The 15565-nt window shown below is 70.7% G+C and carries 13 protein-coding genes; all 13 read right to left on the bottom strand.

The features are described from left to right. Positions 1–27: 27 nt before the first annotated feature. Entirely contained in the window at positions 28–969 is a 942-nt protein-coding gene (gene fcl, locus VGD93_RS10250; protein ID WP_395011717.1) for a GDP-L-fucose synthase, read from the bottom strand. Continuing rightward, complete coding sequence (gmd, locus tag VGD93_RS10245) at positions 969–2030, bottom strand: GDP-mannose 4,6-dehydratase (protein WP_395011715.1); 1062 nt, start codon at positions 2028–2030, stop codon at positions 969–971. Before gmd ends, fcl begins: the two co-directional genes overlap by 1 nt. Positions 2031–2251: 221 nt before the next feature. Beyond that, positions 2252–3046, bottom strand: coding sequence for a DUF4386 domain-containing protein (locus VGD93_RS10240; RefSeq protein WP_395011714.1), 795 nt, complete (start codon positions 3044–3046; stop codon positions 2252–2254). Between the two features lie 22 nt (positions 3047–3068). Then, entirely contained in the window at positions 3069–3326 is a 258-nt protein-coding gene (locus tag VGD93_RS10235) for a hypothetical protein (RefSeq protein WP_395011712.1), read from the bottom strand. 154 nt (positions 3327–3480) lie between these two features. Beyond that, positions 3481–6249 carry a LuxR C-terminal-related transcriptional regulator gene (locus VGD93_RS10230; protein ID WP_395011710.1) on the bottom strand — a complete coding sequence of 923 codons (2769 nt, stop codon included), beginning with the start codon at positions 6247–6249 and terminating at the stop codon, positions 3481–3483. Between the two features lie 50 nt (positions 6250–6299). Then, positions 6300–7019, bottom strand: a complete 720-nt coding sequence (locus VGD93_RS10225; RefSeq protein WP_395011708.1) for a hypothetical protein — start codon at positions 7017–7019, stop codon at positions 6300–6302. 72 nt (positions 7020–7091) lie between these two features. Next, a complete protein-coding gene (locus VGD93_RS10220; RefSeq protein ID WP_395011706.1) occupies positions 7092–8486 on the bottom strand; it encodes a hypothetical protein in 1395 nt (464 codons plus the stop codon). 186 nt (positions 8487–8672) lie between these two features. Then, a complete protein-coding gene (locus tag VGD93_RS10215; protein WP_395011704.1) occupies positions 8673–9665 on the bottom strand; it encodes a glycosyltransferase family 10 fucosyltransferase in 993 nt (330 codons plus the stop codon). Then, positions 9662–9802, bottom strand: coding sequence for a hypothetical protein (locus VGD93_RS10210; protein ID WP_395011702.1), 141 nt, complete (start codon positions 9800–9802; stop codon positions 9662–9664). Before VGD93_RS10210 ends, VGD93_RS10215 begins: the two co-directional genes overlap by 4 nt. Positions 9803–9964: 162 nt before the next feature. Beyond that, positions 9965–12112, bottom strand: a complete 2148-nt coding sequence (locus tag VGD93_RS10205) for a Wzz/FepE/Etk N-terminal domain-containing protein (protein ID WP_395011700.1) — start codon at positions 12110–12112, stop codon at positions 9965–9967. Positions 12113–12200: 88 nt separating this feature from the next. Continuing rightward, on the bottom strand, positions 12201–13019 hold the full coding sequence (locus VGD93_RS10200) for a metallophosphoesterase family protein (RefSeq protein WP_395011698.1): 819 nt from the start codon (positions 13017–13019) through the stop codon (positions 12201–12203). Further along, a complete protein-coding gene (locus tag VGD93_RS10195) occupies positions 13019–14380 on the bottom strand; it encodes an O-antigen ligase family protein (RefSeq protein ID WP_395011696.1) in 1362 nt (453 codons plus the stop codon). Before VGD93_RS10195 ends, VGD93_RS10200 begins: the two co-directional genes overlap by 1 nt. Positions 14381–14431: 51 nt before the next feature. Further along, positions 14432–15097, bottom strand: coding sequence for a hypothetical protein (locus VGD93_RS10190; RefSeq protein WP_395011694.1), 666 nt, complete (start codon positions 15095–15097; stop codon positions 14432–14434). Positions 15098–15565: the final 468 nt, after the last annotated feature.

The following is a 15565-nucleotide window of genomic DNA, read 5'->3' as shown; positions in this document are numbered from 1 at the left end:
CCCCCGGCCCGCCCGTCCCGTCACCCCTCATGGTCGTACCGCGACATGCTCGAGATACCAGGCGTAGGTGCGCGCGATCCCCTCCTTGAGCCCGATGCCCGGGCGCCAGCCCATGGCGGTGAGGCGGGCGCTGCTCATCAGCTTGCGCGGCGTGCCGTCGGGCTTCGTCAGATCCTGCACGATGTCGCCGTCGAAGCCGACGACGGCGGCGACCAGCCGGGCGAGGTCGAGGATCGAGATTTCCTCGCCCGAGCCGACATTGACCGGCCCGGCGCCGGACCAGCGCCGGAGCAGGAACACCAGGGCATCGGCGCAATCCTCGGCGTGGAGGAATTCGCGCAGCGGCGTGCCCGTGCCCCAGATCTCGAGCTGCCCGGCGCCGGCGCGCCGCGCTTCATGGGCCTTGCGGATGAGCGCCGGCAGCACGTGGCTGGAGCTGAGGTCGAAATTGTCGCCGGGGCCGTAGAGATTGGTCGGCATGGCGCTGATCCAGTCGCGCCCGTGCTGGCGGCGATAGGCGTCGACGAGCTTGATGCCGGCGATCTTGGCGATGGCGTAGGCCTCGTTGGTGGGCTCGAGCGGGCCGGTGAGCAGCGCCTCCTCGGCGATCGGCTGCTCGGCGAGGCGCGGATAGATGCAGCTCGAGCCGAGGAAGAGCAGGCGCCCGACGCCGGCGGCGTGCGCCGCGGCCATGAGGTTGGCCGCGATCATCAGGTTGTCGTGGAGGAAGTCCACCGGGCGGGTGGCGTTGGCGAGGATGCCGCCGACCCTGGCGGCGGCGATGACCACCACGTCCGGGCGGTTGGCCGCCATCCACGCCTCGACCTCGGCCTGGCGGGTGAGATCGAGCGCGGCGCGCGGGGCGGTGACGATCTCGCAGTCTTCCGACGCGAGGCGGCGGACGAGGGCGCTGCCGACCATGCCGCGATGGCCGGCGACGAAGACGCGCCTGCCGGCGAGCTCGTACATCAGGCCTCCTTCGCCGCCGCGGCGGGCTGCAGCAGGCGCAGATCCTCGCGCACCATCTCGCGGGCGAGGTCGCGGGCGGTCCTCGTGTGGCGCCAGCCCAGCTTCTGGTGGGCCTTGGAGGCATCGCCCACCAGCAGGTCGACCTCGGTGGGGCGGAAGTAGCGCGGGTCGACCTCGACGAGGCAGCGCCCCGTGCCCCGCTCGTAGCCCTTCTCGTCGACGCCGCGGCCGCGCCAGTCGATGGCGATGCCGATCTCGGCGAAGGCCCATTCGACGAAGCTGCGCACCGGCGTCGTCTCCCCGGTCGCCAGCACGTAGTCGTCGGGCTCGTCCTGCTGCAGCATCAGCCACATGCCGCGCACGTATTCCTCGGCGTGCCCCCAGTCGCGGCGGGCGTCGAGATTGCCCAGGTACAGCCGGTCCTGCCGGCCCAGCGCGATGGCGGCGGCGGCGCGGGTGATCTTGCGGGTGACGAAGGTTTCCCCGCGCAGCGGGCTCTCGTGGTTGAACAGGATGCCGTTGGAGGCGTGCAGGCCATAGGCTTCGCGGTAGTTGACCACGATCCAGTAGGCATAGAGCTTCGCGGCGGCATAGGGCGAGCGCGGATAGAAGCGCGTGCTCTCGCGCTGCGGCACCTCCTGGACGAGCCCGTACAGCTCGGAGGTCGAGGCCTGGTAGAAGCGGGTCCTGTTCTCGAGCCCGAGGATGCGGATCGCCTCGAGCAGGCGCAGCGGCCCGAGCGCGTCGGCACTGGCGGTGTATTCGGGCGTCTCGAAGCTCACCTGCACGTGGCTTTGCGCGGCGAGGTTGTAGATCTCGTCCGGCTGCGTCTCCTGCACGATGCGGATCAGGTTCGTCGCATCGGTCATGTCGCCATGGTAGAGCACGAGGCGCGGATCGGGCTCGTGCGGATCCTGGTAGATGTCCTCGATCCGGCCGGTATTGAAGCTCGAGGAGCGCCGCTTGATGCCATGCACGCGGTAGCCCTTGTCGAGCAGCAGGCGAGCGAGATAGGCCCCGTCCTGCCCGGTGATCCCGGTGATCAAAGCCGACTTGCTCATGCCAGCGCGGGCCTGTGCCGCCAGCGGGGCGCCATCGGCCGTTCCCAAATCATCCAAACCACGTCCCCCGCCGACGCCCCCGTTGGAACCGTCGCGCCGGCAGGGTTGATTTTGCGTTAATCCGGCCGTTCTTCTAGGCGCTCGCAAGTCCTTTGCCAAGTGCCGGAAGGGTGAGGCGGACGCCTGTCGCGCCCGCCGCGCTGGCCCGGCTGCGCTGCCGCCTACTGCGCGGCAGCGGCCGCGCCGCTGGGTGCGAGTGCGGCGGCCGCCTGCGGGTTGAAGCCGCGGACCAGCAGCCAGACGCCGAGCAGCAGTTCCCAGAAGAACTCGGGGATGGTGGCGATCAGCTGCGGGGTCGAGCCGGCATCGATGATGCCGAGGACCACCGCGACGCCGGCAATGAGGAGCGCAGGGCCACCGACCAGGCCGAGGATGGAGAGGGAGCGGGGAACGAGCCGCGTCTTCCACATCATGTAGCCCAGGATCAGGCCGTTGCCGATGCCGACCACGATTCCGGGCCCGAGCCGGAACGTCCAGTCATGCACCGCGACCAGCGACTGGCCGGCGGCCACCAGTCCGGCTTCGTCGGCACCGGCGGTGACGCCGTGGAGCCGCAGCGTGTTGAGCGCGAGGACGGCGACGATGCCGATGCCGATGAACGCGCTCTCGGTGAGCCGCGCCGTCACAAAGCCGAGCGACAGGACCGGGAAGCGCCGCTTCAACACGGAGTAGAGGGTGAGGGCGGTGGCGATATTGGCGAAGATCAGCACGAGTTCGAGCAGCGCGCCCCAGGAGACGGCCTGGTCGAAGCCGCCGCCGAGGACGAAGGCCGGGTTGCCGAGCGCCGGCACGTACATCGACACGAAGGGTGGAATGGACGCGGCATAGGTGACGAGGAAGAAGAGGCCGGTGAGCCGGGCCAGCCGCTGTGTGTCCCGCTGGGCCGTCGAGGTCGTGTCCGCGGCTCTGACGGCAGCGCCGGCGGCGGCAGCGTAGGTCGGTGCGATGGTGGTCATGTCGGGTTCCTTTGTGTTGCGGTCAGGTGGAGGCGTCGTCGGCAGCGGCGCGGACACAGCTGACCGAGACCAGCGTAAGTCCGAGATCGCGGACGCGCTGGAGCAGGCCGTGCAGTGCGGCCTGATCCACCCCGACCGCGCGCAGCGTCGTCGTGCCGTCGCTGTCGTGGGTCAGGGCCGTGACGCCCAGGCGGGCGGCCCAGCGCGGGTCGAGCTGGCCACGCAGGCGGATTTCGTAGGTCCCGCCTTCGGGCCGGTGTGCTGAGGGAAGATCGCTCATGCTCGTCTCTCGTTCGTGCCGCCGGCGGCGCGTTCGTCGCCGGCAGGTGCACTTGTGGGAGCGGACTTGGTGAGCGCGCCTCACCAGGCTTGGTGAGGCGGTGCATTTTTCTGCGGGTGAGCGGAGCCCCCGCTGCGGGCGGCAGCGGTCGGGGTCAGGCCCTCCGGCGGGTCAGGAGCTTCAGCTCCTCGGCGCGGCTCACGGCGGCGCGGCGGCTGTTGACGCCCAGCTTTTCGTAGATGTTCTTGGTGTGGGTGCGCATCGTGTTCTCGGAGACGGCAAGCTCGCGGGCAATCTCGGGGCCGCTGAGGTCGGTGGCGAGCAGCCGCAGCACGTCGAGCTCCCGCTCGCTCAGCGCCTCGATCAGGTCGGGGTGCATGGCCGGCCTCGGCTGGGCGGGGCCGAACGCCGCGAGCAGCCGGCCCGCATAGTCGCTGCCGACATGGCGCTTCACGGCGGCCTTGAGCAATGCCTCCATCGGCGCGCCCTCGTCGACGAACACCCGCACATGGCCCTCGGGTGCCGCCAGCGCCAGCGCGCGCCCCAGATGCTGGAGGGCCTCGTCGGTTCCGGTGTGCCGGCTGGCGAGGGCGAGGAGGACGGAGAGCTCGATGACGCTGCCATTGCGGCCGCCGGGTTCCGCGGCCGCAAGCAGGCGACGAAGCAACGGCACGGCCTGCGCATCCCCCTTGGCTCCGGCCCTTTCTTCCCGGGCAAGCAGCAGCCGCGCCAGCGTGATGTGCTCGTACTCGCGCAAATAGCTGAGCGGGTCGCCGGCGGCGAGCCCGGCATCGCGCTGCCAGCGGGCGGCTTCCTCGAGCCGGCCCTGGGCAATGAGGATGCGGGCCCGCGTCGCCTTGACCGGCCGGACGTTGGGGAACATGTCCGCCGCATAGAGGCGGACGGCCTCCTCGATGCTGTTGCGGGCGCCGTCGGCATCGCCCGCGTCCTGCCTGAGCAGCGCGTCGGCCACGCGCCAGCGGTAGGGGTTCTGCGGCAGTCCGGCGCCGTCGCCGAGCTCCGCGGCCGCGAGCAGATGCCGGCGCGCGGCCTCGATCTCGTTGCGTTCGCGCAGGATGGCTGCGAGGCCGGTATGCATGTCGGCCGTGCCGCGCAGGACCGGGCCGTGCGCCGCCGCCGACATCTGCAGCGCCCGCTCGAAAACCTGCGCGGCCTCGCGCAACTGGCCCAGCGCCACGTTGATGTCGCCCAAGGCGATCGAGACCCCGAGCGTGTCGGCAATGTGGCCGGCACGCATGAGGCCCTCCCGTCCTTCGGTCCATGCGGCGCGGGCCTGTGTGAGCTGGCCCTCCGACCAGCAGGCGATCCCGAGCAGCGACGCCGCCGCCGCGCGGGCGAGATGGTCGTCCGCGGGCGCCAGTTCGAGCACGCGTTCGGCGTGGCGAATGCTTGCCGGCAGGTCGCCCCGTGCCTGGTCGAGGGCGGCCCGGTAGAGTTCGAGGAGGCCAGGTACGCGCGGCAACTGGGCGGGGTCGACGACGACGACACCTTCCGGCATGGAGCCGCCGGCCGCGGCAATCGCCGCGAGGCCGTGCTCGATGTCACGCAGCCGCTCGTCGAGTTCCTCGAACTCGCCGACCGAGGCGAGCACGCCGGCAAGGGCGATGCCCAATACCGGGCGGGTCCGTATGACGGCATCGGGGAGGGCACGCATCCAGGTGCGGAGCGTGGACTCCTGGCGCAGCTTCTGCATGCCGAAGGCCGTAAGCTCGATCAGCTCCGCCGCGCGCTCGAAGTCCTCCGCGGCCAGGGCATGGCGGATGGCCTCGGATCGCCCGCCATGCGCCTCGTACCAGTCGCTGGCGCGGCGGCGCAGGCGGCGCAGGCGGTCGCGCCCGGGTGCGTCGAGTTGCGTCTCGAGCACATCGGCAAACAGGCGATGGTAGCGGTACCACTCGCGCCGGTCGTCGAGCGGGACGAGGAACAGGTTGGCGCGATACAGCGCCTCGAGCGTCTGCCGGCTCCCGCTGCGGCCGGTGACCGCATCGCAGAGCGGCCCGCTCAGTTGGTCGAGAAAGCACGTCTCCAGCAGGAATTCGCGCACGGCTTCGGGTTGGCGCTGCAGTACTTCCTCGACCAGGTAGTCGAAGACGTAGCGGTCGTTGCCGGCAAATCCGGCAATGAAGGAGGCAGCGTCGTCACGCCCCTCGATCGACAAGGCGGCGAGCTGCAGGGCGGCGATCCACCCCTCCGTCCGCTCCCCCAGCGCAGCGACATCCGCCGCCGACAGCCCCAGGCCCATGGCGCCGTTGAGGTAGGCCGCGACCTCCCCGGCGGTGAAGCGCAGGTCCGCGGCCCGGACCTCCACCAGCTCGCCCTGCGCGCGCAGCCGCGCCAGCGGCAGCGGCGGGTCGGCCCGCGTGGTGATGACGACATGGACGTTGGGCGGCAGGTGCTCGAGCAGGAACGTCACGCCCGCGTGCACCGGCGGCTGGTCGACGAGGTGGTAGTCGTCGAAGACGAGTTCGAGGCGCTGCGGAAGCGCGGCCAGTGCGTTGACGATCGCGCCCGGGACGAGGTCGTCGGGCAGCTGGGCCGGCTGGGGGACGTCGAGCGGCGGCGCTGCGATCCGCGCCACCGCATCCTGGAGCGCCGCGATCACATGGGCCCAGAACCGCGCCGGCTGGTTGTCGGTCTCGTCCAGCGACAGCCACGCCACCGCCCCGCCGGGGGGACGCGATCGGAGCCAGGCGACGACGGCGGTGGTCTTGCCGAACCCTGCCGGCGCCGAGACGAGGGTGAGCCTCGCCGCGCCGCCCCGCTGCAGCCGCTCGTTCAGCCGGCCGCGATCGACGACCCCGGCCCGCAGCGTCGGCATGAACAGTTTCGTGGCGATCAGCGAGCCCGGCATGGTGGCGCAGGATAGCAGGAGTCCGGCCGGACGCAGCAGGGCTTGTCGCATCCTGCGGCACCTTGGGCTCCCGGCGCCGGAATGCCGGCGCGAAGCAGCCCCTATCTCACCTTGCCGCTTGCAGGCGGCGGGTCCGACCGCAAGGGGGCGCAGGCGGCCGCGACGTAGTCGTAGCCGGGCATCGAGATGCGGTACGTGTTCCTGTCGAAGTCCCACAGTTCTACGGCGAAGCTCGACATGATGCCGCCCTTGTCGCCGGTGCAGCTGCCATTGGCGCCCACGAAGGGCGCATCGGCCAGGCGACACTGGCAGCGCAGGGGCCTGTTCGGATCGGCCGGATCCTCGATCTCGGTGCAAGGGGCCGCGTCGCAGATCGCCCAGTAGCTGTCCCCTCGATAGCCGGGTGCCGACGGATCGCAGGCCCTGAGTTCGACGTCCAGGAGGCTGCACCAGCCGCGGTAGGAGTAGGTCGAAACCCACTGATACGGGGTACCGTCGACGGTGTAGGTGCCGTCCCGGATGACCTGGCAGACCGGCGCCTCGTCCACGTCGCACGGATGATCCCTCGTGCACTTCGCCGAAGTCGCGGCCCTGGCGTCGGGATCCTGAATTTCGGCCGTGTAGACGACATGGGTCTCGTTCACCCGCAGGCAATCGCAATCCGCCCTCTGGCCATTGACAGGACAGTCCTGCGACGCCGAGCACAGCGCGTGCCAGCCCGTGCACACGACGAACACCTGGGCCTCGTCCGCTACCACACCCGGCGCGGCCATCGCCCAGGCCCATGCGACGCATGCGATGGCGAGTGCCTGCACTCTCATCGTCACCTCCCGAGGCTTGCGCCCCCCGTTCCCCGGGGGCGCGACAGTGTGCAACGCGTTCAGCGCGCGCGCTCAGCCCTTCGGCCGCGCTGTCCCGTCCAGCACCATGAGCACCGGATTGACCAGCCGCGCCGGGTCCGCGCCCCTCGTGCCGCCGGGTACGACGTAGTTCCGCTGCACGATCTTCAGGGAGCCGCCGGCGGGCACCATCTGCTCGCTGACTTCCGTGCAGCCCGCGAGCCCCGAGCAGTCGCGCGCGAAATAGTGCACGTAGAGACTGTCCGCGCCGCCTATGCCCTCGCCATAGGGTGCGGCGCTCCCCGCGAGCGCGGCGTCCGAGATGTTGAGCACGCCCTGCAGCGGCGGGATCCAGTTTACCGACAGGCTCACATAGGTGGCGTTCCCGGTCAGCGTGCCGAGCGTGCCCACCACCGCCAGCACTTCGCCCGCATCGAGGTTGCCCGTCGGGCTGATCTGATAGTCGGTGTCGGAATTGTCGCCCAGGCAGTTCCGCGGCTGCGCCAGGCAGTGCTCGCCGAGCAGGTCGATCATGGTCAGGAGGCTCTCGAACTTGCCTTCCGCCGCGCCGGGCTGGCCCCAATGCGCCTTCACCGCCCCGGCGAGCTTTTCGACGTCGCCGGCCAGCGCCAGTTCCGAACTGCCTTCCCGCGCCTCCCTCACCGGGGCTGGGTAGGGCTCGGCGGCACGTGCGGCATTGGTGTCGCGCACGCGCAGCATGAGCAGCGGGAGCTGCTGCCGCCACTGCTCGCCCGCGGCCTTGTCCTCGGGCTCGGCATAGCGCAACAGGCTCATGAAATCGTCGGCCTCGCTGCCGAGCCCGATGCGCGCGATCTCGGGCGAGATGCGCTCGGCGAACACCTGGTTGCGATCCGGCACGCCGGCGCGGAGAAGGGCCTCGGTCAGGTCGCGCTCCAGCCCCGCGTCGGCGCTGACGACGAAGTAGCGTTCGGTGCCGAACGAGGCCCCCGATTGCCGATCCATCACCACGTTGTTGTTCGCATCGACGAGCGAGGCGAAGACGATGGCCCGCTCCGGGTTCGGCGAGGTCTGGAACACCATGCTGCGCATGAACGGATCGGTCAGCTTGTCGTGGAGCGGCTGGCCGGTGTCGGGCGGCCCCGCGCGCGTGAACGCGTAGGTGAGGAGGCTGAAATAGGCGCCGGGCGGCGGCAGCACGCCCATCACCACCAGCGCCTCCCGCGGGCCGAGCCGATAGGTCCACCACTCGTCGCCGGCCGGCCCCAGCAGATCCTTCATGTGCGCATCGGAGAACTCGTCGTCCCAATGCGGGACCGTCGGGATCACGTAGGGCGCGGCGGGATTGTTGGCCATGCAGAAGCCCATCGAGGCGATCGCGAAACGGCAATCGTCGATGGTGAACAGGTGCCACGTGCCGCGTGCGACCTCGTAGCCGTTCGCGGTGAGCTCCGCCTCGAGAGTTTCCATCTTCCGCTCGAGCGAGGGCGGCACTTGCGCTATCGCCGGCAGACCTACAAGAGCCGCCAGGGCGGCTGCCGAAAGCGCGAAACGAATAGCCATCATTTCCTCCTTCGAATGAGAAAGAAGAACAGATCGCCGATCCGACCGCTTTGACGGTCGTCAAATCACAGGGCCCGGCATCCCGGGCGCGGATCACGCGCTGCCGCGGGCCGCGCGGGCGCGGCGGCGCAGCCGCCACAGCGTCGTGCCGAGCGCGCGCCTCCAGCCGAAAGGGAGCCGCACGCCGCGGCCGCTGCCTGGCCCCAGCTCGGCGAGACGCGTCGCGAGCCGGCAGAAGGCTTCGGTCTCGGCCCGCCGCACCAGCTCGAGGAAGGCCGGGCGCAGCGGCCTGGTGCGCCACGCGAAATAGGCGGCGTAGGCGGCCGGGTCGTCGGCGAGGTCGCGCAGGTAGGCCGCCAGCTCCGCGGCGCTGCCGAAGCGGCTGGCGTCGATGTAGCAGTGCTCCCCCGGTGCGAAGTCGCCGACATTGGCGGCGCCGCGATAGACCGGCACCGTCCCCGCCAGCAGGGGCTGGAAGAATTTCTCGGTCACGTAGTCGTCCTCGATGGTGTTCTCGAGCCCGAGGCAGAAGCGGTAGCCGCCGATGATGGCGAGCTTGGTGGCGGCGCCCAGATCCGGCGGCGGGATGCTGCGATTGTTGAGGAAGCGGCCGTAGGAATCGACGGCGATGTGCTGCATCAGGCTGGCGGCGAAGGCGTTGCGCCCGCTGTGGTCGTTGCGGGCCGACTGGAACATCGCCACCGGGCTGGTCGCGTGCTTGGGCGGCAGCGGCGCGGCGAGGGCGGCCTGCCATTCCGCGAGGTTCGGCAGGTAGGGCGACCACACGTCGGCGGCGCGCTCGAAGCTCATCAGCAGGTCGAAATGGCGCATGGCCGCGGCGTCGCCGCGAACCGGGGTGTTGGCCCGGCTCTCCATCGACCAGCCGACCCAGCGCTGGCCGGGATATTTGCGCGCGTCCCCCATGGCGTACGCGTCCGGCAGGTGGAAGACCACGGCATCGGCCTGGGGCAGGCGGCGGCGGTCGAGCGTGAACGCGCCGTTGCCGCAGGCGAGGCGGGCCACGTCGGGGGGACTGCCGAAGAACGGGGTGTAGAACAGGATCAGTGGCCTGGTCGTGCCGGTCATGCCGGCGCCTCGGCCGGCAGGTGCCGGACCTGGAGGCAGGCGCGATTGCCGGAGGCGCCGATCCCGTCCCGGCTTGCGGCGGCAGCGGCCGGCGCGAAGGTGCGCGCGGCGAGGCCGCGGCGCAGGCGGGAAGGCATTGAACGCAGGGTTCCTACGGCGCGCCGCAGCAAGATCGGAAACATCCTCGCAGGAGCAGGGCGCCAGCATACACGCCCGCCCTTGCCCGCCTAAGCGGAAAACGCGCCCCGCCCGCGGTTGCCTGTGCGCCCGGGTCCCGGCAGCTGCCTCCGGGCCAACGCTCAGGCCTCGTGGTAGTACCCCTGGTACTTGTTGCGATACGTCGCCCGCGACGCCTCCTGCTGGTTGAGGAGCACCGCGATCTCCGTCTCCTCGCGCTTCGCCTCGCGCAGCGCGGCGAGGGCGGCCTTGGCCTCCTGCTGCGAGGTGCTGGCCCAGCGCACCACGAAGGCGATGACGTCGGCGTGCTGGGCGAGGTAGAGTCCGTCGACGACGGGGCCGACGGGCGGGGTGTCGATGATGACGATCTCGAAGGTGTTGCGCGCCGCGGCGAGAAGCCGGGCGAAGGTCGCCCCGGAGAGCAGCTGGTCGGTGGCGACGTCGCTCTTGCGCGCGCCGAGGACGACCTGGGCGCCCGAATCGTCGTCGATGGTGGCGATCTCGGGCAGCTCGGGGGCGCCGGCGGCCTTGTGCAGGTATTCGAGCAGGCCGGAGGAGGGCTCGAGCCCGAGCTGGCGGTGGACGCCGGGCTTCCGGAGATCGCAATCGATGAGCAGGGTGGTGCGTCCGGAGAGCGCATAGGCGCGGGCAAGCGAGAGGGCAAGCGTGGTCTTGCCTTCGTTGGGGGCCGAGGAGGTTACCATGACGACGGCGCCGCCGGCGGGGGGAACCGGTCCGCGGGATCGGCGCAGGGCCTGGTCGAGCCCCATGCGCGCGCGCCTGATCGTCTCGGCGAAGACCGACAGGGGGGAATCGACGACGTATTCGGCGACGGAGAGGCCGTGCTGGCCCTCGGCCTTCTTCGGATCGCGCTGGTGCGGCACGGCGGCGACGACGCCAGCCCTGAGCACCTGCTCGAGCTGGTCCTCGGACGTGAAGCCGCCGACATAGTTCTCGACGAGAAAGGCGAGCGCGACGCCGAGCCCGAGGCCGCCGAGCCCGGCGAGCGCGAAGATCAGCCGCGGATTGGGGAAGCTCGGCTTGTGCGGCGCCAGCGCCGCCGAGACGATGCGGCTGTCGGCGACCTGCAGGTAGGCCTGGGCCTCGAGGTCCTTGAGGCGGGAGAGCAGCGTCTGGTACTGGGTTCGGGCGATCTCGGCGTTCTGCTGCAGCGAATAGATGCTGGCGAGCAACTGCGGCGGCAGGTCGGACTCGAGCACCGAGGAACGGATGCGGGCGCGGATGTCGGAGGCGCGCGACTGCAGGTCGGCGATCTCGCGCCGCAGGTTGGTGAGCTCGGTTTCGGCGGCGTTGTCGAGTTGGGCCTCGAGGGCGCCGAGTTCGGCACGAAGGTCGATGGCCCGTTCGGAGCCCTCGGCGACGCCGGCGAGGGTGGCGAGCAGGCGCTGGCGGTTGGCTTCGAGCGCGCTCACAGCCTCGGATTTGAGGCTGTCGGCGAGCGCGGCCCAGTCGCGCCGGGCGCGGGTGCCGTCGACCATGTCGGCGAGCAGCGCCTCGCGCGAGCGGGCGGCATTGGCGTCCTCGAGCTGGCGGCGCAGGGCGACGAGGTCGGTGCGGCCGGTCTCGGCGGCGATGGCCTCGAAATTCTCGGAGAAGAAGGAATCGAAGGAGCCCTCGGAGGCGGCGACGGCGGCGGCGGCTTCCTCGATGCGGGCCTGGATGATGTCGCGCGAGGCCAGCGTCGCCTCGACCTTGGAGGCGACCTGGGCGCTGATATAGACGCGGGCGATGGTGTTGGCGATGCGCGCCGCCGTCTCCGGGGTCAGCGAGCGGGCCTGCACCAGGATCAGATAGGTGAGGCCGCGCCGCTGCACGCTCACTGCCTCGCGCAACCGGTCGAGCACGGCCTGCAGCGCCGCGTCGCCGGAGGGCAGGGCCGTATCGGCGAGGCGCAGGAAGCTCATCAGGCTGTCGCGCAGGCCGGGGCGCACCCCGAATTCGGGGTCCTTCAGCAGGTCGGCCTCCTTGACCACCTGCAGCAGCACGGTATCGGACTTGACCAGCTCGACCTCGCTGTCGACGCGGGCATTGTCGGAGGAGGCGCTGGTCAGCTGGGAATCGGGGTCGAGCAGGTCCTTGCGGCTGGGATCGACGAGGATGAGGGTGGAGGCGGTATAGACCGGCTTCAGCACGAACACCGCCACCGTCGCGGCGGCGAGCAGCACGGCGAGGGTGACCAGGATCAGTCGGTATTGCCGCCGCAGCAGCCCCAATATGCCCCGCAGGTCGAATTCCTGCTCGTCCATCATGCCTCCCCGCAATATCCATCCGCGGCGGGATGTGCAGCGAGCCCCGCCGGGAACCTGTTCGCGCCGGCCATGCTTGCCGTATTCGGCCTCACGGGCCAAGCCACTTCGGGCGCGCTTCTACACCAATGAGCCGGATCGGCTCCCCCGGGCAGAACACCGCGGCGGTCAGCCGGCCGGTGAGGTAGGCCCCGGTATCGAGGGCGACCCGCGACGGCGTCACCAGCGGCTCGGAGCGGGGCGTGTGGCCGTGCACCACGGTCTTGCCGAAACTCTCGTAGGTCTCGGTGAAGTCGTCCCGGATCCAGGTGAGGTCCGACTCCTTCTGGGCGGCCAGCGGCACTCCCGGCCGCAGCCCCGCATGCACGAAGATCTGCCCCGGCGTCTCGACCAGGACCGGCAGGCCGGCAAGGAACTCGCGGTGCTCGTCCGGGACGTGGCTCGCGACCAACTGGCCGAGTTCGCGCCGCGACAGCCGCCGCTCCAGTTGGCGCGGATCGATGCCGTAGGCAACGAGCGTCTCGGTGCCGCCGAACTGCAGCCAGGGGCTGCCGGGGCTGGGGGCGGCGAGGAACTCGAGCATCGCCGCCTCGTGGTTGCCCGCAAGGCAGATGCGGCCGATCGCCGGATCGGCCGGCGGCTGGCGCAGATGATCGAGCACGCGCGGCGACATGGGCCCGCGGTCGACGTAGTCGCCCAGCATGATGATCCATTTTTCGCCCGCATACTGGCGCGCATCGGCGAGGATGCGCTCTTCCAGTTCGGCCAGCAGCGTGTAGCAGCCGTGCACGTCGCCCACCGCGTAGATCGCCGCCGGGGCGCCATCGAACTGGCGGAAGGCGCGCCGGCCCGCCGCGGCGGGCGCTGCCCCGGCGCCGAGCCACCGCCCCAGGCGGCCGAGGACCGTCATCAGCGGCTCTCCGTGCGGGGCCGCGGCCCCGCGGTGGCCGCCGTGGCGATGGCGAGGACGGCAAGCAGCAGCTGGGCGTTGGCCTGGATTTCGAGGCTGAAGTCGACGGTGGAATGGACCGCGGCGACGACCACCACGCCGATGGCGGCAAGCACCGGCGTACGCCGGGCCGGCTCGCCGGCGAGGGAAGGCAGCAGGCGCAGCACCAGCGCGGCGATGATGAGCAGCGGCAGGCTGCCGGCGACGATGCCGAGCTCGGCCCACAGCGCGAGATAGGTGGAATGGGCCATGTCCCAGACCAGGTCGGGACTGACCGGCAACTGGTGGAACAGCGGGAACACCGTGGCAAAGCTGCCCCCGCCATAGCCGAACCAGGGTTCGGCCGCGATCATGCGAGCGACCTGCTGGTAGAGCTGGAGGCGCACGTCGGCAGAGCTTTCCACCGAGCCGAGCCGCTCGAGCAGCCCCGCCCCGAACAGGACGACGAGCCCGGCCACGAGCGCAAGGGTGATCAAGACCGCGGCCAGCCAGTGGGCGAGGGTGAGCCGGGAGCGCCCCAGCCCGCCGACGACCACGACCATCGTCCCGAAGGCGGCGGCGGCGGCGCCCATCCGCGACTGGGTGGCGAGCAGCGCGGCGACGAGGAACACGATGCCGACGGAGACGAGCACGAACTCACCCAGCCAGGCCCGCGCCCTCTTGCGGTCCTCGGCCTGCGGCACCGCCAGTTCCATGGCGATGGCCGCCCCGATGGCGACGCCGAAGGCAAGGAAGGTGGCAAAGGAATTGCGATTGACGAAGGTGCCGGTGGCCGACCCCGGATAGGCCCATTTTTCCAGCCCGAGCAGCGTATCGCCGAGCTGGGTCAGCGACACGAGCCCGTAGACCGCGTAGGCGACGGTGACCCAGAACAGGGCGCGCAGCAGGTGCCGTCCGCGGTGCGGATTGACCGCGACCTGGGCGACGAGGAAGAACAGCATGGCGTAGCCGCCAACCTGAATGAGCATGAGCGCGGTCGGGCCGGGCGCAAGGCTGATGGTCGGGGAGGAGACCGCGGCGCCCTCCCCCAGGACGCGGGTCGACAGGCCGACGAGGGAAGCGACGGGCAGCAGCTGCAGCACGAGGTAGATGATGAGCACGGCGGCCAGCCCCGCCACCTCGGGAATGCGCGTCAGCGGATAGCGCAGGGCGCGTCCCCCGGCGGCCAGCGCCAACCCGTAGACCAGGCCCATGACGCCCAGGAACGCCGCTCCCGCGACCCAGAAGAACGGCCGGTTGCCGCCCAGGGGAAGCGGCGCCAGGGCGAGGAAGGCCAGCAGGGCGAAGCCGAGGAGATCGTTGAGCCTTGTCTGGGTGCTCATACGAGCGTGGGCATGGCCGCTGCCGGCAAGTTGCATATGCAATCAACAAACCTATCGAACAATTCCCGGGAGGCCGGGGCCGGCAGCCTCACCCTGCTGCCGGACATTGGCAAGAAAGCGTTTCTGGTCGGCCACGGGCAGGCGCTCCACGATCCGCGTGATCCGTTCCCGGAAGGCGGCCACCCGGACGTAGCGGTTGGCGATGGTGCGCACGCCGCGCTGGCTGCGCACCAGCAGCGCCAGGTCGCGATCGTGGCTCGCCAACAGCGCGGGGTCGATCTGGTCCATGTGCGTTTCGACCAAATCGACCCGCAACTCGGCCAGCCATTGTTCGGTGGGGGCCGTCGCATAGGCCTGCGCCAGCTGGCGGTTGAGGCCGGCGCGTTCGCCCTGCTCGGCGGCCATGAGGGCGCCCACGTACCAGCCATAGCCGTGCGTCGGCGCTCCGGCGGTGATGCCGGCGGCGATGCGCGCGCAGGTGGCGAGCAGACGGACGCGGTGCCCGGTCCCGAGGGCACGGCCGTAGATGGAGCGTGACACCGCGGCGCAATCGGCGAGCACCATCTGCTGGGAGGCCAGCGACAGCCCGACCGGCACGAATCCATGCTCGAGGGAATCGAGGCGCCGCTCGAGCGTGCCGCCGGCGGCAACATAGGGCATGGCCTCGAGCGCGGTGCCGTAGCTTGCGGCCAGCAGCAGGCAGGCCGACAGTGCCACCAGTTGTACAGGTCCCGTTATCGCCCTCGATGCCATGTCGCCAACCAGCCAGTGAGCCGCCCGGGCGTCGCCGGCCGTGACCGCCGACGCAGGGGACGCCCGAACTTGCACGAGAATCGCGGGGGCTTCCACCACTTTGCGGCGACAGGTCGCCACACCCGCCGGGGGCGGCCGGCGCTGCCGGCCGCAGCGATGGCGGGGCTCCTGTTCGTTGACGGTTCCCGAGCCGTGAGCTAGCCTGACCGCGTTGTTTTGAGGATTGGGATCCCACCGATGAGAAGCCGTCTAGTTGGAGCTGCGGTCGCAGCAGCAATGCTTTTTGCCGCCGCGCCGTCCGTCAACGCGCAAAGTGCCAGCGATTTTGATGTCGAAAGCGTGGGGGCCGTCTGCCTGCAGCAGACGGGCGATGCCTGCCTCGCCGCGGTGCAGGCCTATATCGCGGCGGTCAAGGCCGCAGGTCTCGACCCC

It is taken from the genome of Devosia sp., assembly GCF_036406155.1.
In the GTDB taxonomy this organism is placed as follows: domain Bacteria; phylum Pseudomonadota; class Alphaproteobacteria; order Rhizobiales; family Devosiaceae; genus Devosia_A.
This window is presented reverse-complemented; position numbering and strand designations above follow the sequence as displayed.